This is a genomic window from Deltaproteobacteria bacterium, assembly GCA_016208165.1.
In the GTDB taxonomy this organism is placed as follows: domain Bacteria; phylum Desulfobacterota; class Desulfarculia; order JACQYL01; family JACQYL01; genus JACQYL01.
This window is the reverse complement of record JACQYL010000066.1, coordinates 33,091-56,082: the sequence shown is the minus strand read 5'-3', so window position 1 is coordinate 56,082 and position 22,992 is coordinate 33,091. Positions and strand designations below refer to the sequence as shown.

General features: G+C 55.6%; 18 protein-coding genes. 8 read left to right on the top strand and 10 right to left on the bottom strand.

The annotated features are described in order from the left end of the window. Positions 1 to 363: 363 nt before the first annotated feature. The 5 genes from HY788_14295 to HY788_14275 form a co-directional block, all read right to left on the bottom strand. Positions 364 to 1,008, bottom strand: coding sequence for an XTP/dITP diphosphatase (locus HY788_14295; GenBank protein ID MBI4775315.1), 645 nt, complete (start codon positions 1,006 to 1,008; stop codon positions 364 to 366). Positions 1,009 to 1,326: 318 nt separating this feature from the next. Continuing rightward, entirely contained in the window at positions 1,327 to 2,694 is a 1,368-nt protein-coding gene (locus HY788_14290; GenBank protein ID MBI4775314.1) for a sigma-54-dependent Fis family transcriptional regulator, read from the bottom strand. A 1-nt stretch (position 2,695) separates the two neighbouring features. Continuing rightward, a complete protein-coding gene (locus tag HY788_14285) occupies positions 2,696 to 4,924 on the bottom strand; it encodes a HAMP domain-containing protein (protein ID MBI4775313.1) in 2,229 nt (742 codons plus the stop codon). Between the two features lie 18 nt (positions 4,925 to 4,942). Then, positions 4,943 to 5,563 (bottom strand): DUF4390 domain-containing protein, encoded by a 621-nt coding sequence (locus HY788_14280; protein ID MBI4775312.1) that lies wholly within the window; start codon positions 5,561 to 5,563, stop codon positions 4,943 to 4,945. Positions 5,564 to 5,803: 240 nt separating this feature from the next. Further along, positions 5,804 to 6,736, bottom strand: a complete 933-nt coding sequence (locus HY788_14275) for a UDP-3-O-acyl-N-acetylglucosamine deacetylase (GenBank protein ID MBI4775311.1) — start codon at positions 6,734 to 6,736, stop codon at positions 5,804 to 5,806. Positions 6,737 to 7,165: 429 nt separating this feature from the next. Here HY788_14275 and HY788_14270 point away from each other — a divergent pair, with 429 nt between their 5' ends. Then, positions 7,166 to 8,446 carry a DNA helicase UvrD gene (locus tag HY788_14270; GenBank protein MBI4775310.1) on the top strand — a complete coding sequence of 427 codons (1,281 nt, stop codon included), beginning with the start codon at positions 7,166 to 7,168 and terminating at the stop codon, positions 8,444 to 8,446. Positions 8,447 to 8,548: 102 nt separating this feature from the next. On the opposite strand, the gene HY788_14265 is transcribed toward HY788_14270, so the two are convergent. Together HY788_14265 and HY788_14260 are read right to left on the bottom strand one after the other, a co-directional pair. After that, complete coding sequence (locus HY788_14265) at positions 8,549 to 9,067, bottom strand: tetratricopeptide repeat protein (protein ID MBI4775309.1); 519 nt, start codon at positions 9,065 to 9,067, stop codon at positions 8,549 to 8,551. Positions 9,068 to 9,081: 14 nt separating this feature from the next. Then, a complete protein-coding gene (locus tag HY788_14260; protein MBI4775308.1) occupies positions 9,082 to 9,543 on the bottom strand; it encodes an MltA domain-containing protein in 462 nt (153 codons plus the stop codon). A 952-nt stretch (positions 9,544 to 10,495) separates the two neighbouring features. On the opposite strand from HY788_14260, the gene HY788_14255 reads away from it, so the two are divergent. Next, complete coding sequence (locus tag HY788_14255) at positions 10,496 to 11,014, top strand: phosphatidylglycerophosphatase A (GenBank protein MBI4775307.1); 519 nt, start codon at positions 10,496 to 10,498, stop codon at positions 11,012 to 11,014. A 60-nt stretch (positions 11,015 to 11,074) separates the two neighbouring features. Here the strand turns inward: HY788_14255 and HY788_14250 are convergent, their stop codons facing one another. From HY788_14250 to HY788_14240, 3 genes are all read right to left on the bottom strand, one after another. Then, positions 11,075 to 12,013: a calcium/sodium antiporter gene (locus HY788_14250; GenBank protein MBI4775306.1), complete on the bottom strand. Its 939-nt coding sequence runs from the start codon at positions 12,011 to 12,013 to the stop codon at positions 11,075 to 11,077. 345 nt (positions 12,014 to 12,358) lie between these two features. Next, entirely contained in the window at positions 12,359 to 13,477 is a 1,119-nt protein-coding gene (locus HY788_14245) for an alkene reductase (protein MBI4775305.1), read from the bottom strand. Positions 13,478 to 13,602: 125 nt separating this feature from the next. After that, on the bottom strand, positions 13,603 to 14,751 hold the full coding sequence (locus HY788_14240; GenBank protein MBI4775304.1) for a hypothetical protein: 1,149 nt from the start codon (positions 14,749 to 14,751) through the stop codon (positions 13,603 to 13,605). Positions 14,752 to 15,147: 396 nt separating this feature from the next. Between HY788_14240 and HY788_14235 the strand changes: the two genes are divergently transcribed. From HY788_14235 to HY788_14210, 6 genes are all read left to right on the top strand, one after another. Then, positions 15,148 to 16,386 (top strand): molybdopterin molybdotransferase MoeA, encoded by a 1,239-nt coding sequence (locus HY788_14235; GenBank protein ID MBI4775303.1) that lies wholly within the window; start codon positions 15,148 to 15,150, stop codon positions 16,384 to 16,386. A gap of 15 nt (positions 16,387 to 16,401) precedes the next feature. Beyond that, positions 16,402 to 18,339 (top strand): molybdopterin biosynthesis protein, encoded by a 1,938-nt coding sequence (locus HY788_14230; protein MBI4775302.1) that lies wholly within the window; start codon positions 16,402 to 16,404, stop codon positions 18,337 to 18,339. Between the two features lie 38 nt (positions 18,340 to 18,377). Then, a complete protein-coding gene (locus HY788_14225) occupies positions 18,378 to 18,737 on the top strand; it encodes a LysR family transcriptional regulator (protein ID MBI4775301.1) in 360 nt (119 codons plus the stop codon). Positions 18,738 to 18,778: 41 nt separating this feature from the next. Beyond that, on the top strand, positions 18,779 to 19,588 hold the full coding sequence (gene fdhD / locus HY788_14220) for a formate dehydrogenase accessory sulfurtransferase FdhD (GenBank protein MBI4775300.1): 810 nt from the start codon (positions 18,779 to 18,781) through the stop codon (positions 19,586 to 19,588). Between the two features lie 211 nt (positions 19,589 to 19,799). Then, positions 19,800 to 21,839, top strand: a complete 2,040-nt coding sequence (gene fdhF / locus HY788_14215; protein ID MBI4775299.1) for a formate dehydrogenase subunit alpha — start codon at positions 19,800 to 19,802, stop codon at positions 21,837 to 21,839. A gap of 332 nt (positions 21,840 to 22,171) precedes the next feature. Then, positions 22,172 to 22,852, top strand: a complete 681-nt coding sequence (locus HY788_14210; protein MBI4775298.1) for a hypothetical protein — start codon at positions 22,172 to 22,174, stop codon at positions 22,850 to 22,852. Positions 22,853 to 22,992 lie beyond the last annotated feature (140 nt).

Here is a 22,992-nt window from a genome sequence, read left to right as displayed (position 1 = left end):
GGGAGGGGAAAAACGCAGGCCTTCTTGAGCCCGAACAGGTGAATCCGTTGTCGTAGAGATCCCGGACAAGCGGAGACAGCCGTCGGAGGTCAATCACCGCCCCTTTTCGGCTCCATCCGAGAATGCGATCTCGCTCTTGCTCGATGCATGTTTTCAAACGAAGACTTCCTTAAAGTTGTGCGCTAAGTCAAGGACTTTTCATGTTTGCACGCGAAGACGGCTGAACGCCTACCGGGCTATGGGTCGGAGGGTATTCCGAATGGTCCTCTACGTAATCGTTCGGCAAGCCAGGGGCTTGAAATCCGGGAGAATTTCACTGCTCGGAGCCTCGCGTGAATCTCGAGGAATCACACCATCGGGCAGTTACGCCCACTTGATGGGAGCTTCTTCGAGACGGTGCCGCAACCAGATCAACACCTTATCGAATTCTCGAGCTAATTCCCGTAATGCCCGCCCCCTGTGACTCACCTCGTTCTTCTCTTCGCCGCTCAGTTCCGCAAAGGTTTTACCTAGAGGCGGGTAGAAAAACAACGGATCGTATCCGAATCCCCCCGAACCCCTTAATTCCTCGAGGATCAAGCCTTCGCACCGACCCTCGTAGATCAGCGCCGGTCCGGTAGGAACGGCCAGCGCCAGGACACACTCGAAAACGGCGGAACGATCCTCGATTCCCTGCATTTCCCGGAGAAGCTTTTGATTGTTGTCCGCATCCGAAGCGCCGGGGCCGGCGTAACGGGCGGAATAGATCCCCGGGGCGCCGTTCAAGGCGGGGACCACAAGGCCGGAATCGTCGGCCAATGTTGGAAGGCCCAGTACCTTTGCCGTGAATGACGCTTTCTTGAACGCGTTGTCTTCGAAAGTGGCGCCGTCTTCTTCCACCGAAGGGATGACCCCAAAATCACTCAGATCGCGTATAATCACAGGGTAGTTTTTCAGGATCGATCTGATTTCTCTAGTTTTTCCCGTATTATAGGTTGCCAGAATGAGGGGCGTCGCTGTTGTAGTCATCGATCATTCTCCTATTCCATCGTATGTGCTGCAAGTGCATCGTCGAATATGAACGGCACAGTGGGCTCCTCATATCACACTACGTGCTCACAGTGAAGCCTTGAACCGGGTTCAGTGGTCTCCCGCGTGAATCGAAATCGGAAAACCTGCGCACCCGCCTGAAAGATCTACCTTCATAATGATTCTTAAGGTCGCCCCAACAAGTGTTTCGGTGTACAGACGGAAGGTCGGAGGCGCGACGGTAGACTCGCTGCCAGGCTCGTTTCTATGGGATCAAGGGAAATGCCACGCGGGAAGCGAGGCAACCGGAAGCGCAGATCAGGAGGTTTCCGTCAGCCCGAGGGCCTTCATTTTTTTGTGCAGATGGCTCCGCTCAATACCAATGGCTGCAGCCGTCTGAGAAACATTCCCCCCGTGCTCCGCCAGCCTTCTGGCTATGTAGGCCCGTTCGAACTCCTGTCGTGCTTCCTTCAAGGTCGGCGCATCCAGACTTGTCTTCTCGGGAGGATAGGAGTCGCCCTTCCGGATGAACCTTTCCAACAGATCATCACTGATCACTTCATCCGGGGATAAGATAGCGACGCGTTCCATCAGATTCTTAAGTTCCCTCACATTTCCCGGCCATCCATAGTGGGTCAGAAGATCGATTCCTCGTGAGGTGAGCTTCTTGGGGCGCGACCCTGAACCGAGTGCGTATTCGCGGAGAAACTCCCTGGCCAGCACCTGTATATCTTCGGTTCGATCGCGAAGGGGGGGTACGTGAATCGGAATCACATTGAGGCGGTAGTATAGATCTTGACGAAATTGTCCTTCCCGGATTTCCTTCTCCAGATCCTTGTTTGTGGCTGCCAGGACCCGTACATCCACCATGATGGTCTTGGCGCCGCCCACCCGTTCGAAGCGCCTCTCCTGCAGTATGCGGAGTATCTTCGACTGGGTTTTTAGGCTCATATCCCCGATCTCGTCCAGGAAAAGTGTTCCTTCGTGAGCCAGATCGAATTTGCCTTTTTTTTGTTCAGTTGCGCCGGTAAAAGCGCCTTTTTCATGTCCGAATAGTTCGCTTTCGATGAGTTCCTCCGGAATTGCGGCACAATTGACTTCGATAAGAGGTCTCGATGCGCGATCGCTGAGCCGGTGAATCGAGTGGGCTACGAGCTCCTTTCCCGTGCCGTTTTCACCGGTGATCAAAACGCTCGCCTGGGTTGGTGCGACAATGCGTATCTGCTCGGTAAGCTTTCGAATTGGGATACTGTTGCCGTTGATTTGGCGTACCTGCGCCGTTTTCGACTTCAGCAATTGATTTTCCCTGGATAACCTCCCGTAGCGTAAGGCATTATTGACCGTTACCAGAACCTTTTCCAGGGAGAGCGGTTTCTCGAGATAATCAAACGCCCCCAGTCGGGTCGCCTTCACCGCTGTTTCTATGCTGCCGTGACCGCTTATCATGACAACCGGTATCAAGGCGTTCCTCGTCCTGATCCGTTCAAGCAGTTCGATACCGTCCATTTTCGGAAGCCAGATATCAAGGATGAACAGGTCTATGTCCGCTTGGTCGAGAAGTCGCAGAGCGTCCTCTCCCGATTGAGCGGTCAGGACTTCGTACCCTTCATCTTCAAGAATACCGCTCAGCGACTGCAATATGCTGATTTCGTCATCCACCAGGAGAATGCTTTCCGGCGCTTCCACGTCATCTCCTTACGGGGAGTTCGATTACAAAACGGGTCCCTTTCGGCTTGTTGTCACGCACGCGAATATACCCGTCATGATCTTGGATAATGGTGTTCACAATGGCCAGACCCAGGCCTGTCCCGGATTTCTTCGTCGAAAAGTACGGTTCGAACAGTCTCGGTCGATCCTCTGCAGGAATGCCGGGGCCGTTGTCTGCAATCTCGATGCGTGCGAGCTTCAGGACCGGATCGTAATCCGCTGATATCAGCACTTCTCCCTCATCGGCCTCCACAACGCTAACGGCATTGTCCAGAAGGTTCACGAGCACCCGCTTCATTTGCTCCTTGTCCACATTGCACAGGGGCACAGCTTTGTTCCTCTCGTAACTGAATGCAATTCGCTTATGAGACTCTTTATACAAGGGCAGGGTTTCTTCGATAATCTCATTCAGATCGTTGGGCATGGGGTTGGCCGCGGGCATGCGGGCAAATGTCGAGAATTCGTTCACCAGCCTCTTCAGCTCTTTTACCTGCTGAACAATGGTGGATGTACAATCTTTAAACACCTGGCCGTCATCCTGGAATCGATCCCCGTACCGCTTCTGCAGACGTTGGGCGCACAACTGGATTGGAGTGAGTGGGTTCTTGATTTCGTGAGCAATCCTCCGGGCGACTTCTCTCCATGCTATAATACGTTGCGCCTTTTCCATCTCGGATAGATCGTCCAGCACAACGACCATTCCCATGTATTGATCGTCTTCATCCTTCAATTGATTGATTTTGACGAGCAGCGACAGGGTGCTGGAACCTATGGGGATCTTGACCTGCTTCTCCAATGAGTCCACTTTGAGTAACTCAAGCTCGTCAAGGAATCCCTGGATAACGTCCCCGTAGGGAGGGCGAATGAAATAGTCGATGTGGCGATTCAGGAGCTTATCCGCGCGTATGCTCAGCATCCTCTCGGCGGATTTGTTGACCGTCGTGATACGTCCCTGGGCGTCCACGGCTATGACGCCCGCCGCGACGTTCTTCAACAGGACTTCCATATACTGTCTTCGCTGCTCGATCTCGAGGTTCCGGCGCACAAGCTGCTGGTTGGTGCTGTCCAACTGTCGCTTATTCTTCATCAAGTCCTGCGCCATTTGATTGAAAGAGCGAACAAGGGTGCCGATTTCGTCCCGGGACTCGATGTCGATCTCGACGTCGTAGTCTCCGAGAGCGACACGGTTGGTGGCCTCCGCCAGTTTCTGAATCGGATCCGTCAGCTCTCGCGACAGATAGAACCCGTACCAGGTGGCAAAAAACAGGATAATGAGAGTCACCATCGAGAGGATGATGTAATGTGTGGTCTTGATCGGATTTTTTAGTAGCAGCGCTTGCTTGTAGCTCTCGTAGCCGGCCGAAACGTGCTCCATTTTTTCGATCAGATCGGAGGAGATATTTCTAGCCGCGATAACGACGGTCCTGTCCGCGCCCGTTTCATCTTTTGAACTCAAGGGCACAAAGGCCACCAGCCAATCTCCATCCTTTCGGGAAAGGACGGAGATTTCGGATTCACCGTTAACAAGAGCCTTTCGAAACGGCTCTGCGAAAAAAGGTGCGGTCGGCGAAAACCAATCGTATTGATTCCCGGCGGTGATCCAAGTTTTCCGGGGAAGGGAATAGAAAGAGAGGAAAGCGAGGTTGGCTCTGTCCATTTCTTCGGACAGAACGGTCTCAACCGTCGGCCCTCCGGAAGAAGCCTCCTCCTTCTCTATCCTTTGGGCTGCTATCTTCCCGAGATGCAGAACTTCATCCGTCATATCCTGATAGTAGCTTGTACCCAGATCCAGAGCGTTCTGCAGGGAATGCTCGACGTTCAGACTGAACCAGCGCTCGATGCTCGATGAGATGAATTGCAGGGATAGAAAAAACAGAAGAATGGTGGGGATCAGCGACAAGCCGGTGAACGCAACCACCAACCGCGTTCTCAGCTTGGCTCCCAGTATGCCCTGCTTCCGTTCGAAGAGCAATTTGACCAGATTGCGCACGACCAGGAATATGAGCAGGAGCAGTAGCGTGGTGTTGATGTTGACCAGAGCGAAAAACAGTACACTGTTCCAGAGGGGGAGACCCATCCCGTATTCATCGGAATGGACCTCGATGTAGGTGACCACCACCAAGGCAATCAGAACGACAAGGATGGCGACCCTCTCCCTGCGGCGCTTGCGAGTCTCTTTGTCAATAGGGACGCTTTTATCGGATTTCATGGCGATCTTCCGCCCGAGCTACAAAGGATTTCCCTCGTAGGTGAGTTCGATTTCGTGCCACTCCGTTTCGAAATCCCATAGAGAAACAAAAAAAAGGACATAGTGGAGATAGAAAGGTAAGCGAACCTTGTTGAGTTCGGCTTTTACCCGCAGTCGGTAAGTTGCTTCCGGGTCCAGGCCGGTCAATGGGGCAAGCTGGATGCCGTTGAGTTCGGTGAGGAGGGCTTTTGCTTTATAGAACTCCCGGAGAGTGATATTTTCGTTCCCGGAACGGCCGTCACCTATCGTCACCACGAACTGCCTTTTCAGTGAGTTGTATTTGATCGTATGATCAATATGAAGATCGGCCAATTCCTCGTCGAACCATAAGCGCGTCTCTTTGTAAAACTGAACACGGAAGGTAAATGTTGTCTGAATTCCGCTGAGGATGGCCCGGTTCATCTCTTCGGTGAAGCAGTTTCTAGCGCGACAGTAGAGAAGAAGATGCTCTCCGGCCGGTGTGATCAGAACATCGTCGATGGTGGCGTTCTCGGCATGGGAAAGGTCGGGTCCAAATACGAAAATAAGGACTGCAAGAATCGCGAAGGCAATCCACGAGCCTGGCGGACTCTTTCTGTCTGAGGCGATCAATTGGACCATGAAAATATGTTTGTTTCAGGTGATTCGGCCAAGGTAAAGAGGCTGCATCTCCACTCGCCCGGCCATTCAACAGAGCGTACCCCAGTTGGTGGAAAAACTTGCCGTCTCGTATGCGCGCATACGGAGCTCGACCCGTTGGAGGCGGGAGTCTGCCGGTTAAGAAACAGACATAGTTGTAGGCCAGACCATGAAAAAATTCAAGTCTTATGTTTGAAGGGAAACCGCGGCAGGAAGCGAAGATCAGGCTGCGGCAGGCCGTACCAGAGGAAACAGGCGCTGCGGTGCGGACCGATCCATTCCCGGGATGATCTCGTCCAGCCGGCCCACGCGGTAATGGGTCGGACTGTCGCAGAGTCGGCGGATCAGACTGTGATTCAACGCATGTCCGGATTTGTAAACCGTGCACGCGCCCAAGAGGGGCAAGCCCAGCAAGGACACGTCCCCAATGAAGTCAAGAATCTTGTGGCGAACAAATTCGTCGGGATATCGTAGCCCGCCTTCGTTCAGAATCCTGGAATCGTCGATCACCACCGCATTTTCCAGGGAGCCGCCGAGAGCCAAACCGTTGTTCCACAGGTATTCAACTTCCTTCAGGAAACCAAACGTACGCGCCCTGCAAATTTTTTTCTGGAAGGTGCGCTTTGAAATACTCATGGAAAGAGACTGGCGTCTCAAAAGCGGATGATCAAAGTCGATGGTGTATTTGATCTCGAATCCGTTTGACGGGGCGATCGCCACGGATTTCTCACCATCATGAACGGAAATGGGTTTTTCGATAATAATGAAGTTTCTCGGACAGTTCTGTTCCCGGACGCCGGCGTCGCTGATGAGCGCGACAAACGGACCTGCGCTGCCGTCCATAATAGGTACTTCGGGACCGTCGACATCGACGGTCGCATTGTCGACACCCATGCCTCTAAGAGCCGCCAACAGATGCTCGACGGTGGAAATGCGGTTTCCGCCTTCCGCCAACGTGGTCGCCAATCGAGTATCCGCAACGCACTCGAGGCACGCCGGAATCTCGGGCCGGGAATCCAGGTCAGCCCGTACGAAACGGATGCCCGAATCGGGATCCGCCGGTTTGAGTTTCAATGCAATCCGCTCTCCGGTATGAAGCCCTACACCGGTGCACCCGATTTCTCTACGAATCGTTCGCTGCTGCCATGTAGTCAAACTCTCTTCTCCTCTTTCCTTGGAATCATCTAATAGCAAATATCGGGCCAGGAGTCACATCCAAACTTGAATAGGATTTATGCTTATATATTTGTTAGGGAATTCCCTCGATCGGGGAAGAGACCCGCGTTCGTATCATGGCATATGTTGGGAAAATGCCACAACTGGTGCGGCCGCCGTGTTTAATTTGACACACTTTTGTCGAGACGAAGCTCCTGACGGAGATCGGATGAAGTCCTTTTCCCTGATTACCCTTTCATGGGCGGCGTCTCCTTCCCGTCGTCGTCGTCTCGAAGTGCACGGCGCCCTCGAATTGTCGAGACCGCTCGGCGTTCCGAAATCAGAAGCCGGGGATAGAGTGGGGGTAGTCCTTGACAAGCAGCATCGACTTCCCTAAGGTCTGCTCATCTCACCCACGGGCGGACCTGAATGAAGTTTATCGCCGATCTGCATGTGCATTCCCGATTTTCCGTTGCCACGAGCAAGGACATGGACCTGCCCCACATTCACCACTGGGCGCAGCTCAAAGGGATACAGGTCCTCGCCACCGGGGATTGCACGCACCCCAAATGGTTCCAGGAGATACAGGAGCAATTGGTCCCAACGGGCAACGGGCTGTTTGCTCTTTCCCCCGATTACGATTTTTCTAAAAGGAACGGTGTGCCGCAGAGCTGCCGATCGGAGGTCCGTTTCGTACTCTCGGCGGAGATCAGCACGATCTACAAGAAAAACGGCAAGGTCCGAAAAGTGCACCATCTGCTGCTGCTGCCCGATGTAGACACCGCTTCAAGACTGAACGCAAAGCTCGACCGAATAGGGAACATCCGATCCGATGGCAGACCCATTTTGGGATTGGACAGCCGGGATCTTGTGGAACTGGCGCTCGAAGTGTCGCCCGAAATCCTGTTTATTCCGGCACACGCCTGGACGCCCCATTTCAGCGTGTTGGGCGCCAAGTCCGGTTTCAACTCGGTCGAGGATTGCTATGGGGATTTGACCGGCCACATCTTCGCCATCGAAACGGGGCTTTCATCGGATCCACCTATGAATTGGCGGATATCCGGTTTAGACGGTTTCGCATTGGTGTCCAATTCGGACGCTCATTCCCCGTCCAAATTGGGACGCAATGCCAACCTGTTCGATTGCGAAGTATCCTTCGCCGGAATCGCGAGGGCTTTGCACACCCGAAGAGGGCTGTCCGGGACGCTGGACATGTATCCTCAGGAAGGCAAGTATCACTACGACGGCCATCGCCCGTGCGGCAGAAGCATGAGCCCGGAGGAAACGATACAAAGTCGATATCTGTGTCCGGATTGCAACGCGAAAGTTACGGTTGGAGTCATGCATCGGGTCGCCGAATTGGCGGATCGTCCCGCGGGATACCGGCCGTCGGGAAGCCCGGTCTGCAAACATATCGTTCCAGTGATTGAAGTGTTGTCCGAGGTCATGGAAAAAGGAGTGAACACCCAACCGGTGCAACGCCTCTACATGGACTTGCTGAACCGACTGGGTCCCGAGTTGCACATCCTCCTGGAAACGTCTCTGCCGCTCCTGCGAGAACACGGTTCCGAACTCATTGCTGAGGCCATCCTGCGCGTGCGTGACGGCAGGTTGCATATATCCCCTGGTTATGACGGCGTTTTCGGAAAGATCCGGATTTTCGATGCAGAAGATCGCGCCAAATATTCCAAGCAATTGAGTCTGTTCTAGCCGTTACGACAGTCGACAAGTCCGTCTCCTCCGATCGCCGGAATTCCCTTTTCGTCCGGATGGCGCGACCGCTGCCTGTTTAGAAATGACGAAATCACCGTTTCACTGTTCGGGCGGCTTTCGGAACCTCTCGAGGTGGTCCTTGTAGGTCTTGTTTTGCGGTTCGAGGGAGATCGCCTTCTCCGCCCACACCTGGGCATTTTCGATGTCTCCCGCAGCGTAATACGACTCGGCCAATGTGTCCACGTAAGCGGCGTAACCCCCCTTCGTCAGCTCGACGGCTTTCCGGGCGTTCTCGACGGCCAATTCCGGGTTTCTGAATTTCTTGACGTTCGAAACCGCGTAGATCCATGCCAGGTTGTTGTAGGCTCGAGGATCCTCCGGCGCGAGCTCGATGACCTTTTGAAAATCCGCTATGGCGCGCTTATACACACGTGTGATGGTATAGCAGACGCCTCGGTTATAATAGGCGCTCACGTTTTGATCGCTGATCCGAATGGCCTCATCAAAATCCCGGATTGCCTTCTCCATTTCGCCCATTTTCTGATAGGCGACACCCCGGTCGTGGTAAGCGGCTCCAAATTCCGGGTTCTCCCGGATGGCCTGATCGAAATAGCTCACTAGGGACCGCCTCCTCAAAACACGTCCACCCGGCCGGGCCCCCTGATGGCTCCACCTGTGTCCTGGTTACACACAAAGCGTCCATACTCGACCCACTGCTCCGGAGCCTTCCCGGATCCCAGGACCGGCTTCTGAGATCGTATATATGCAAAAGCGCCTTTTGGAAACAGTCTTGCATCCGTGGCTATGGAACGGCCCGAGGTGAGCTCAACGGCGATGTTGCCGAAGGGGCCGCCTTCGACGACACGGAAAAATACGTAGCTCGGGTTCTGTGACAATATACGATCGATTTCCTCGGGATGCGAATCAAAGTAAGAACGGATGGCGCCCATGGACATCTCTTCTCGCTCCAGGAGCCCTTCTTCGATGAGAACCTTGCCGATGCTGACGTACGGATGACCGTTCCCGCCGGCGTAGCCCAAACGAACATGGGAGCCGTCCGGATAACGGATCACGCCCGAGCCCTGTACCTGCATAAAGAACACGTCCACCCGGTTTAATCCGGTCGGGGGGAGCTAAATGGATCGGGAAGGGATAGCCGTCGGAATGAACCTTGTCCACATCCACAACCGGTTCGTAGTACCCGGTAAACAACATGTCCCCGTCGCCACGGACTCCTACGGCCTGATACACGTTATACTGTTCTCGAATCAGCCGGCGAAACTTGTCCCCAGTCCCGTCCGCGGTCAGGCACTCCAGCAGCCTCCGATTGGATTCCCGCATGTGCTCGACCGGATACGCGTCTTGTCCGAATTGAAAGACAGTACCTTGGGGCGCGCCTTGGTAATAGTCAAGACTGTTTTTGATCGCCCTGAGAAGAGAGGGAGTGTCCATGTCGTCGGTGAACGACGGCCATTCGCGCGGGTCCAGCTTCCGGGCGGCCGTCTCTTTGGCGACCGGTCGTTGGGGTTCTATGGCGCAGGTGGCTAGAGCGATCGCCATAAGACAGCACAAAACTCCATACGCCGGATTAAGTACGCGTTCCGTCACAGAAGGTCTTCCTTCTAAATTGATTCACAATGGGGCCCGGTAGTAAAACGTTCCGCGCCTCCGCGGAGGCATAACCGACCGGGACCGACAACCCGATCGTGCAATGTAGACTATTCTTGAGCGCGGGGCAAGTTTCCGGTGAAGCTTTGCACCGGAGTGACACCTCGGTCTCAGCTCTTGAATCAGCCTTGCGGGGAGGCGGCGGATACAAGGCGAGCCGGCTGACAGAGGCTATCTTTCGCGCCTGAACGGGGAAGGAACGCAACCAAGGAAGTCCGGGGAAATTTTCCCGATGGTTACAATTTCTCGCATACGTGCATCCAAAGCTTGACAGGAGCCTTAGGCTTTGTTGTAGTCGCACCATCACCCTTGATCGTCTTGACCTCAGGCAAGAACGAACATGCAATTTTAACTTATCCCGAACGTGCGTACACTTTCATGTTGAAAGATCGCTTTCATCTGAAGCCGCTTCCCGCCGGCGCCGGCTTGCGTCGTGTTGCGTTGTTGGTGGCTACTTTGGCGCACGTCGGGCGTTTTCCTTTCGCCTCGGGGACAGCCGCCACCATCGTTTGGGGGATACCGACCTTTTTGATGCTAGGTTGGATTTCCCGGCCAACGTACACCGTGGTGGTTTGTGTGGCTTTTCTTTTGGCCCTGTGGGCCTCCCACACGTCGGAAAAGCTGCTGGCTGAAAAAGACAGCCCTCTGATCGTAGTGGACGAGTGGGTGGGATATCTGGTGGCCGTGGCGTTTCTACCGTGGTCCTTCGAGACCGCCTTGTTCGGCCTGATCCTTTTCCGTATATTCGATATTTTTAAGGTGTATCCGGCATCCTGGATCGACGCTAACCTGAGCGGCGGACTGGGCGTCGTGCTGGACGACGTGCTGGCCGGTTGCTACGCCAACCTCACCCTTCGGCTTCTGGCATGGCTTCTGCCTCAGTGGATCCAACTTTAGGCCTGCTGATCCACGATCGGAGCCTTGCGGTACGCCCTAGGAGTTTCCGTGCTAATGAGCTTACCACGCGATAATCGCCAGATAGGCTGCGTACGTTGCCATCAGGAAGACGCCTTCCCACCGAGCCAGGTTCTTCTGCGAATACAGGAACACGTAGGCCGTGGCCGCGGTGAGGATCATCATGGGTAAATCCACCTGAAGCGCTTCAGGAGGGCAGTAAAGCGGACGGATGGTTGAAACCGTGCCGAGCACGAACAGGATGTTGAAAATGTTGGACCCGATGACATTGCCTACCGAGATCTCGGTTTCTTTGCGGACAATGGCCACAATCGAAGCCCCGAATTCGGGAAGAGACGTGCCCAGAGCGACTACCGTAAGTCCGATCGCATATTCCGAAACGCCCAGCATTCGCGCAAGGGAAGAGGCGCCCCGCACGAACATTTCAGAACCTGCGGTGAGCCCCACCAACCCAACGACGATGCAGAAGAGGTCGGTTTTCAAGTTCCCTACGAGGGTCACCATTCCGATATGCGGATGTTTTTCACGGGCGGTCCGGACACAGTAGGTAAGGAATAACGCCAGGAGCGCTATCAGAACGAGTCCTTCCCACCTCGCAATTCGTCCGCCCAGTGCAAACAAATAGAAGATCAACGAGGAAGCCATCACGAACGGCATCTCGAATCGCAGGGTCCGTCTCTGAACCAGCATCGGGCGTAGGGCTGCGGAAAAGCCCAAGATGAGCGCGATATTCGCGATGTTGGACCCCATGATGTTCCCAATGGATATCTCGGAGCTTCCTTTCACACCGGCGAGCAACGACACGAAGAACTCCGGAGCGGAGGTGCCTAGGGCCACTAGAGTCAAGCCTACCGTCATCCGGGACAACCCCTTACGCATGGCAAGTGAGGCCGCACCCCGGACCAGCAGGTTTCCGCAGTAAAAAAGAAGTGCTATGCCGCCGGCGATGAAAAACGCGATCCAAAAAAGCGATAACGACATGAGATACCTTCGAGGAGTCAGCCTGAAATATTCATGAAATCTTACGTCGTATCCCGTTCACCCATCGGGATGCAGCTTCGCCCCGGCCTGAGGCTGCCGGAGGGTCCCTGCCGCCTTGCCGGCAGGCAGATTGCGCTTCGTGAATATCCCGGGTCAGGAAAAACAGCAGCCGGGTTTTGGACGAGTAAATAGAAACAATCGGGGCACGGAAAGCAAGAACTTTCTCGGAGGGCCAAGTTCCACGGGGCGTGAAAATCGGGTGTGAGGCGGCATTCCGGAGCAATCGAAAGGCCGCCCTGCAGGCCCGTCGAAGGGCATAGCCCTGCAAAACCGGTGAGCTTACTGTTATGAGGCGAGGCCGGAAGCCTCGTAGCGGGGAAAATCCGTATACCCGATTTCATCAAATGAGTAATAGATTTTCGGATCCGCCGGCGGATTCAACGGCCAACCGTTGGCAAAGCGTTCCACGAGATCGGGATTGCTGATAAACGGACGGCCAAAGGAGATGAGATCGGCCTGACCGCTCCGAATTGCGGCCTCCGCGGTCTCCTGCGCGTACCCGCAATTCCCGATGAGCGGACCTCCGAACACCTTCCGGAATTCGGGCAAGGTCATCGCGGGTCCGAGTTTGTGAAAGCCGAAGGCCAGGCCGTCCACCACGTGCAAGTACGCCGGCTTGTATCGGTTGAGCTGAGCAGCCACATAGAGAAAGGTCTCACGAAAATCCGGTGAGCCCATATCGTTGAAACTGCCGTTGGGCGATACATGCACACCTACCCGATTCGAAGGCCAGACCGTGAGTATGGCGTTCACGATCTCGTCCAGGAAGCGGTACCGGTTCTCGATACTCCCCCCATAGCGATCGGTGCGATGATTGGTCTTGGATTGCAGGAACTCGTCAATGAGGTATCCATTGGCCGCGTGTATCTCCACACCGTCGAATCCGGCGGCTTTGGCCCGTTCGGCGGCGCTCCGATAGTCTTCGACAACCAGGGGTACTTCTTCCGTTTCTAACGCCCGTGGCGTTTCATGCGTATGTTTGCCCGTGGGTGTACGGATGGTGTCTCCCTCCAGTCTGACGGCCGAAGGAGCCACCGGGAGTTCCCCATGCTCATGAAAACTGCTGTGGGAGGCTCTTCCACAGTGCCAGAGCTGGAGGAACATGACGGTTCCCTTGGCGTGAACCGCATCGACGACTTTCTTCCAGCCTTCCGCCTGCTCGTCGGAATAGATGCCCGGACTGTTCAGCCACCCGATGCCTTGCTTTGACACCACCGTGGCTTCCGAGTCGATCATGCCCGCGGAAGCCCGCTGGCAATAGTATTCGGCCATCAATGCATTGGGAAGACGCTCCACGCCGGCCCGCCCTCGCGTCAGGGGGGACATGACAACCCTGTTTTTTAATCGAAGTCCGTACAAGTCGAACGGATTCAGCAGCGCGCCGGTATTTGCGGTCTCAACCATGACTTTCCCCATTTCCTTTTTGAAAACGCCTCGCCCATGGTGTGTGGCGTCTGTGAAAGGTTTTTCGCCGGGGGACCGGGGGACGGCTTTCTGTAAAAATGGAGTCCCCCGGAAAATATTCCAGACTAAACCCTCAAAAATCCGTCCGGAGCCAGGCTCGTGGCCAGCATCACCATATTAATATCCTGGTGGCCCGTCCAACTGTCGGCTCTTCTGATCATGGGTTTCAGCCAGAATCCTTCGATGATTTCGTAGAGCGGCCGGTACCTCATGAGGGTCTCCATTGTGGGTCGCAGCCGTTTGATGTCGAAAGCGCCGGCATGTTCCCCGATGCATGCCTGGAGCCGCTCGACGGCGTGTAATCCGATGCTCAATCCCAGTTCGCGAAACGCCAAGCGGTAATCCGGCGGCAGAGCCAACTGATGCTGTTGAGCAAAAGATTGCAGCCCTGACAGGGAAGCCTCGAGTAAGGTCTCGAGGAAATCGGTCTGTTTAAAATGCCCGTTGACCGTCAGTTGCGCCACTCTGTACGCGTCACACAAAAGACCGCCCAGCCCCAGCGGGTCGTCCGTGGCCCAACTTCTTCCCTCGCAGATGCGAGCCATATCGGCGATCTCCGCTTGAAGATCCGGGTGCCCGGATGCGTTGGCGCCCGTGGTCGTCGCGGCCTGAAGCTCGTTGTACGTGATGAAACCGTCCAGGGGATCGTGGCGCCCCATGGATTCCACCAGGGGGCGGGAAAGGTCAATGCTCATCTTCCAATACATGCGCTTGGGACCGCCGGACGGAAGCTCATAAGTAAACCGGACGTGGACCGTTTTCGCCAGCTCCACGGCCCAGGTATGGTAGATGGAGTTCCGGATGACCTTGCCCAAACAGTGAAGCGCATGCATCCATTTGGTAAGGTAGTGATAGTACTGACCGTCCCGATCCCACTCGAGACGTTCATCAAAGGGATCCAAAGGCCCCCGTTCGTTCATCGCCTTGCCGATTCGCAAGCCGCCTGAAGTAGGGTGGTTTTGGCCCTCCTGCTCGTCGAGACCGCTGATCCAGCCGGTTCGATGGCCGTCTTGCCGGTACCGGCCGAGGGTATGATGTACCTGTTCAACGAGGTCCATGGCCAGACGCCGGTAGGTTTCATCCCCGGATTGACGAAACAGCTCGAGGAAGTTACACACGGCGAACGCGTCCGTCCACAAGTAGCGCGTCGGAGTGCTGCTTGCCGGTGAAAGCCCGGTCCGTCGGGCAAACTCGAGCATCTCGTCGCGGACCATGGGGTCGGCATTGTTGTCAATGTCCCTCATAGATAATAGAGTAAGACGCTTACGAGACCCTGTAAAGCCTGCAACCTTGAAAATCGGCGGTTGGCCGGCCAAATCGCGGAACGGCATCATGCATGGAGCATCCGTAAAAACGTGCTCGGGTACAAAGCTCACAATTCCAAATCTCCATCCCGAACCGAGTCGTGGAGCGGCTTCGCGCTCGAATCCACCCGATACCCCGTTCCATTCCGGACTTGCATAGTTATATCGTGTGTGACATAATCATTATCGTTTTCGTGTTCGGTCCTTAAATGTCCTGGAAACTGTTTCCTCCCTTTCCGATTCGTGGAATTTTGCCGGCGGGTTGGATTTGCGGAGAGCGTGTCGCCCGGACGCGCGGAGTGTTGGATGGAACTGTTTTTCAATGTTGTGAGTACGGAAAAAGTCCTCGAAATCGTTCAATCGTTCGGCCCCCTGGAACCGGAGACCATTGTCCTGGACGACGCCCTCGACCGGGTCTTGGCCGAACCTGTGACGTCCCCTGAGGACCTTCCGCCGTTTCCCCGTTCAACAGTGGATGGCTACGCGGTAAGGGCCCGCGATACGTTCGGCGGATCCGAGCAGATGCCGGCCCTGCTCCATATTGCGGGCGACATCGGCATGGCGGAAGAAGCGGAGTTTGAACTCGGACCGGGCGAGGCGGCGCGCATTCCCACGGGCGGAATGCTGCCCAGGGGTGCGGATGCGGTAGTCATGGCGGAATATTCCCATGCCCTCGATGGGCAAACGATCGAGATCTCGAAGTCGCTGACCCCCTGGGAGAACGTCATCCAACCAGGTGAAGACGTGGCCCTGGGACAGACGGTGATCGGAAAGGGCGCCGTGCTGAGGGCTCAGGAACTGGGGCTCCTGGCGGGCCTCGGTATCCGGAACGTCCCGGTCTTCCGTCGACCCCGGGTCGCCATCCTGTCCACCGGAGATGAACTGGTTTCACCCGGGGAAACGCCCGGAGCAGGGCAGGTCCGGGACATCAACAGCGTGACCCTGGCAGCCTTGAGCCGGCAGGCCGGGGCCCTGGTGTTCGACCTGGGGCTAGTGCGGGACGATTTCGAGGCCCTGAAATGTAAAACGACCGAGGGTCTCGAGTCGGCCGACATGCTCCTGATATCCGGGGGAAGTTCCGTGGGCGCTCGAGATTTTACCCTGTCCGTGTTCCGGTCTCTGCCCGATTCGGAGATCCTGGTTCACGGCGTAAGCATCAGCCCGGGCAAGCCCACCATCCTGGCTCGGACAGGCGCGAAATCGGTCTGGGGTATACCGGGCCATGTGGCTTCGGCCATGGTCGTGTTTATGGTGTTTATTCGGCCCATGCTGAACGTGCTGAGCGGAAAGCCAACCACCGACGACGGGCCTTTTGGACGGATCTCGGCCCGGCTCAGCCGCAACCTGGCTTCGGCGCAAGGGCGCGACGATTTCATACGGGTCCGGTTGGCGCGGGAGTCTGACGGGTGGGTGGCCATTCCTGTTTTGGGCAAATCCGGCCTCATTTCCACGCTGGTGGAAGCCGACGGTCTGGTGCGGATCGATCGCAACACCGAGGGCCTCTACGAGGGAGATGAAGTGCAAGTGTTGAATCTGAGGCATTAGCCGCAGGGGTCAAGCATGAAACGCAAAATCTATCTGAAAATGAAGTCCCTTGTTGAAGCGCGTGAATTGTGGTTGAATCGCTTTGCAGGCAGGAACCTGCTGGGCGAGGAGGAGATTTCCGTATTGGAGGGGCTCGGGAGGATCACTTCCCATCCGGTGTTTGCCGGGATTTCTTCCCCGCCTTTTCATGCCGCGGCCATGGACGGTGTGGCCGTGCACGCGGAACGGACTTACGGCGCCCAGGAGCGCACTCCCAAGAAATTGAAACTGAACCGGGACGCGTTCTGGATCAATACCGGTCAGCCGATTCCTGAAGGCGCCAACTCCGTGATCATGGTGGAAAAGCTCCTGGAACTCGCGGATGGATTCATCGAGATCCATACGGCGGCTTACCCCTGGGAGAACGTACGCAAGGTCGGCGAGGACGTGGTGGCCACGGAACTGCTGTTTCCCAGGAATCACCGGATCCGCCCCTACGATCTGGGCGCTCTGTTGGCGGCCGACGTCGATCGGATTCTCGTTTGGAAGCGTCCCCGGGTGACGATCATTCCTACGGGGAATGAACTGCTGGGCCCTGTCGGTGAGAGAACGGAGAGCGTCGGAGTTCAAGGGCGAATTCCCGAATCCAACTCAGTGATTCTCTCGGCCATGGTCACGGAATCCGGCGGCATTCCTCGAATCGAGGGCATCGTGCGTGACGTGTACGAAGACCTCCACGAGGCCGTTCGGACGGCCGTGGAGTCGGATGCCCATATGGTGATCGTCAACGCGGGATCTTCGGCGGGAAGCGAAGACTACACGTATCACGTTCTGGAGGCGTTGGGGGAGGTGCTGGTGCACGGCGTGGCCATGATGCCCGGAAAACCCACCATTCTGGCCGAGGTGTCCGGTAAGCCGGTTATCGGTAATCCGGGATACTCCGTGTCGGCGACCCTTTCCTTCGATCAATTCGCCGCGCCGCTCTTGTACGCCTTGCAGGGAATCCCTGAGAAGACCCGGAAACGGGTGCGCGTACATCTATCCAGGGCGGTCCCATCGAAACTGGGAGTAGAGGAGTTTCTGCGGGTGAACCTGGGCAGGGTGAATGACCGCATCGTCGCCACGCCGTTACCCAGGGGCGCGGGCTCGATCACAACGTTGACTCGGGCCGAGGGTATCGTCCGGCTTTCAGAATTTTCGGAAGGTCTTCCGCGTGACGCTGAGGCCGAAGCCGAGCTGCTGGTGGAAGACGCAGTGCTCGATCGGACCCTGGTGGTGATCGGCAGCCACGACATGAGTATAGACGTTCTGGGAGACCTCATGAAACGGGACCCCAGGGGATTCCGCCTCAGTTCAGCCAATGTCGGAAGCCTCGGAGGACTGCTCGCACTCCGGAACGGCTGCGCCCACGCGGCCGGTTCCCACCTCCTCGAGGAGGACACCGGCGAGTATAATCGTTCTTACGTAAAGAAGTACCTCCCGGGCATGAAGGTTTCGTTGTTTCATCTAGTGCGGCGGGAGCAGGGGCTCATCCTTCGAAAAGGCAACCCCAAGGGCATCCGGGGGCTGGAAGATCTGGCCAGAGAGGACGTCACCTTCATGAACCGTCAGGCGGGATCCGGCACTCGGATTCTCCTGGATTTCCGCCTGAAACAGCAGGGGATCGATCCGACGGCCATTCACGGATACGACAGGGAAGAATACACTCACATGGCTGTAGCCGTGGACGTAAAGAGTGGTGTTTCAGATGTGGGACTGGGAATTTTTGCAGCGGCCCGTGCGCTGGATCTGGATTTTATCCCCGTGGTGCAAGAGCAGTACGATCTGGTTATTCCTTCTCCTTTCCTGGAAGACGAACGGGTTCGAATGCTGCTCGATACGGCGGCGACGGAGCCATTTCGGGAGCGCATGATGTCCCTGGGTGGGTACGATCCGGGAATGAGCGGGGAATTCTGGACGGAGATCGGCCCGTGAGCCTTTCCACGGCCGCTGCAGGGTATAGGAGGACGACTATGGTGAAAATCAGGATCCGGTCCAAGCATTGGCTCGAGGATGAGGATGGCAACGTGTTCATGGGCGAAGGGCGCTTGAAGATTTTCAAGACCATCCGGAGGACGGGCTCCATGAACCGGACGGCCAAGGAATTGGGCATGTCGTATCGAGGGGTCTGGGCCAGGGTCAAGGCCACCGAGCAATGCCTGAACATGAAGATCGTCGAGACGGACAACAAGAGAGGTTCCCGATTGACGCACGCCGGGGAAGAACTGGTGGAACGATACGACGGCATGAAACGGGCCTGTGTCGAAGCGGACGATCACGTTTTTGTCGAATTTTTCCCCTCGCAGAGCGCGCGGGACCTGCCCCCCGAATAGATGCTCGGGCGGACCGGGTTATGGTTTCTCAAGGGTAACTCATGTCGAATCACACCGTTTCCAGAAAGGTGCGGGCCCTCACTTTCAAGGAGGGGTCCTTTACCGCAAGCCGGACCCAGGTGGTCCGGGAAACTCCTGTCACCATCGTTCTGAACGGCGAGGAGATCGTGACGCTGCTGTGTATCGACGATGCGCCGGACTACCTCGCCGTAGGCTTCTGCCTGTCCGAGGGATTGATCCGGGACGCCGGTCGAATAGAGTCGGTGGACGTTGACGGGAAGGCGGGGACGGTCCGCGTTCGGACCTCCGAGGATCGCACGTCCGATCGAATCGCGGCGCGCGAGAAGCCGGTTATTACAACGGGTTGCGGGCGAGGCACCACGTTCCACTTTTCGGTGGAAGGCGATATCAAGGAAGCCTCGGACGACCTGCGTATCGGACCGGATGACATATTTCACCTGATGCACGAACTGACGGCAAGTTCCAGCCTCTATAAGGAGACGCGCGGCACGCATAACTGCGCCCTGGCGGAGGGAAGGGAATTGCTGGTGTTCCGCGCGGACGTGGGCAGACACAACGCCGTTGACAAGATTTACGGCCAGTGCGCCATGGAAGGCATACCCATGGACAACAAGATCCTCATCACCACGGGGCGGATCACTTCGGAGATCGTACTGAAGATCGGCCGTATGGGGCTCCCCGTGCTGATATCCCGCCACGCGGCCACGGACCTGGCGGTCCAACTGGGCGTAAAGTACAAGAGAACGCTGATCGGACTTGTACGGGGCGGCAAATTCACGGCCTACTCGGGATTCCGGCGCATAATAGGCCATTCGGAATCGGGGGCTTGACGTTTCCGAGAGGGGCATGCCCGCAGTGTCTCGTTTTTCATTTTACTTTCCACGAGAGATTTGTATAATATTTCCCTTTAGATCCGGCTTTCTAAAATAATATAACGCATCCGGGTTTTTTCTGACGGACACATTCCCGGAAGCGATGTTTCGAAAGACCGCTTTCCGCGGTCACCGACGTCACCTCTGTCCCTATGGAGGAGTTTTTTGAATGGAGATGTATAAATCGGTCATCAGCACCTGCCCCTACTGCGGCTGCGGGTGTTCCATGATACTGGAAGTTGTGGACGGAAAATTACGCGGGGTTCTCCCCAACAAGACCGGTCCTGTCAACGAAGGCAAACTGTGTATCAAGGGCTGGAAAGCCCACGAGTTTATAAGTAGTCCCAAGCGGCTCGCCCATCCGTATGTACGGAAAGTGGACGAACTGCAGCAGGTTTCCTGGGATGAGGCCATGGATGTGGCTTGTAAACAACTGCAGAAAATCAAGGACCAGCACGGTCCGAACAGTATCGGTTTTTTCACTTCGGCCAAGTGCACCAACGAAGAGAACTATTTGCTGCAGAAATTCGCGCGGGCGGTCATCGGAACGAATAACGTAGACCACTGCGCACGTCTCTGACACTCTTCCACCGTGGCAGGTCTTGCCACGGCGTTCGGCAGCGGCGCCATGACCAACTCGATTGCGGAGATCGAGGACGCCGACTGTATTCTGATCATCGGCTCGAATACCACGGTGGCGCATCCGCTGGTGGCTACGCGGGTATTCCGCGCCAAGGCCAAGGGAGCCAAGATCATCGTGTGCGATCCGCGAGAGATCCACATGTCCTCCATAGCGGATGTTTTCGCCCGCATGAAATTAGGGACGGACGTGGCGCTCATCAATGGCATCATGCACGCGATTTACAAGAACAACTGGCATGCCGATGCGTTTATCAAGGAGCGGACGGAAGGATTCGAGGCCCTGGTCGCTGTCCTCGAGAACTATCCTCCAGAGAAGGTGTCTAAGATTACGGGTGTGGCGCCTGAGACCATCGTTCAGATCGCGGAATGGTACGCCAAATCCGAAAAGAGCACCATTCTGTATACCATGGGCATCACCCAGCACACCACCGGTGTAGACAATGTCAAATCCCTTGCCAACCTGGCCATGATCGCGGGTCAGATCGGGCGGGAATCCACGGGCGTGAACCCGCTCCGCGGGCAGAACAACGTGCAGGGGGCCTGCGACATGGGCGGTCTGCCCAACGTATACCCGGCCTACCAACCGGTGACCAGCGATGCGGCGCGCGAGAAATTCGAAAAGGCGTGGGGACTGAAGCTCGATCCCAACCTCGGGCTCACCATCACGGACATGTTCCCGGCCATCAACGCGGGCAAGATGAAAGGACTGGTGATCCTGGGAGAGAATCCCGTTGTGAGCGACCCGGATTCCCACCATGTTGTGGATGCCCTGAAGAAGTTGGACTTCCTGCTGGTCATCGATATCTTCATGACGCCCACGGCGGAACTTGCGCACGTGGTCTTACCCGGAGCCGCTTTCGCCGAAAAGGACGGGACATTCGCGAATACCGAGCGCCGGGTTCAGAGGGTTCGAAAGGCCGTCGAGCCGCCGGGAGAAGCCCGGGCCGACTGGGAAATCATCTCGGACATGATCAGCCGTATGGGATACCGGGCGAACTACGCTTCTCCCAAAGAGATCCAGGACGAAATAGCCACGGTTACGCCTTCGTACGGTGGTATCACCTATGATCGACTCGAGGGCGAAGGCTTGTGCTGGCCGTGCCCCACGGCCGACCATCCGGGCACCAAGTTCCTGCACAAAGATCGTTTCGTGCGGGGAAAAGGACTGTTCCACGCCATCGAATACAAGTCCCCGGCCGAGTCACCGGACCAGGAATATCCGTTCTGGCTGAGCACCGGGCGGGTGTACGCGCATTATCACACCGGCACCATGACGCGTAACTCCCCATCCCTGGATCGCGAAATGCCCAGAGGGTTCATGGAAGTGAATCCTGACGACGCCAAGAAGATCGGTCTTAAGGAGGGCGGTTCGGCGAAACTCATTTCCAGAAGGGGATCCATCGTGGCGGATGTCCATATCACCAACCGCGTGGATAAGGGGACGGTGTTCATGCCGTTCCATTTCGCGGAGGCCTCGGCCAATGTGCTGACCAACACGGCCTTCGATCCCATTGCCAAGATACCGGAGCTGAAAGTCTGCTCGGTCCGACTGGAAAAGGCGGCTTAGCCGGAAATTTACCGAGAGAATACTCGAACAGACGCCATCCCGCCGGATCGGGGATGGCGTTTTTTATTACGATTGCTCCCCGTGTGATTGCTCGGAGAGATTCCTTTTTGGAAAAAGGCCGCGCCTTTGAATCCTCCAGTGAAGAACGGGAAACAGAAGAAATCCATCCGAGCTACTTTGGATTATTTGATCCCTTTAATCAGCACTTCTCCCGCCTCAGTGAGGGATATAGGAGCAAGCGCCGCAAATCCGACCAATCAATCCACTTGACACGGTTTTGCAGCTTGAGAGTATACTTATCAAGAGACTGCTAAAAACGGAGGAGGTGAACCGTGGACATGACGAGTCCTGCTCAGTGGCAAAACGTTGAGCAAATTTTTCAGGAGTCTTTGAACTGCCGTAAGTGCTTTGATATGCGAATGGCCGAACCCGCATTAATTGATATTGCGCAGCCTCGTTTTATCGGAAAGGATTATTTCAAGACTGATCACAGAATAATGGTGGTATGTAAGCAGCCAGGTGTCGGCAATAAACCTGAGCATAGAGAACTGAACAAGCGATTTCGAAAAATCTTGTATGAATACAAGAATGGAAAAGTTGGACTAGAAGAATTATTTGCTTTCCAAGCCAAAGCCATGAAAACCTGGGGAAATAGGCCAGGGCAGTTTACAGAATTCTACATAACAGGCATGGGGCTAAAGCTGAATCACATTGCATTTGCAAATATCGCATGGTGCGCATCGAAGTCCGACAAGACGTGGAAAGGAATGCTTAATCAATGCTTCGGCCTACACACCGGAAGACTTATCAAAGAGATTGGTCCTGATTTGGTAATCTTATCTGGATTCAAAACACATTCATATGGTCGTGATATTAAAAACATTTTGCCAAAATGTAAGATAATCAAGACGCTTAGCTACGCGCACCGTAAGGGAGAAGCCAAGGGCAATAATGAATTAAAGAAGGTCAAAGACGAGATACTCAAGTTTTACCAGGAACTCCAAATAGGTTGACTGATGATTTGCTTTTGCGGCAAGCACTCAAAGTTTGATTAGCCCTTCCTGAGTTGTAGCTTTGCAAGACAGGCAACTAAGCTCTTGAATCCCGATAAGGCCGAGAGGGTAGGTCAAGAATTCCGCCGCTCCGCCGTCGG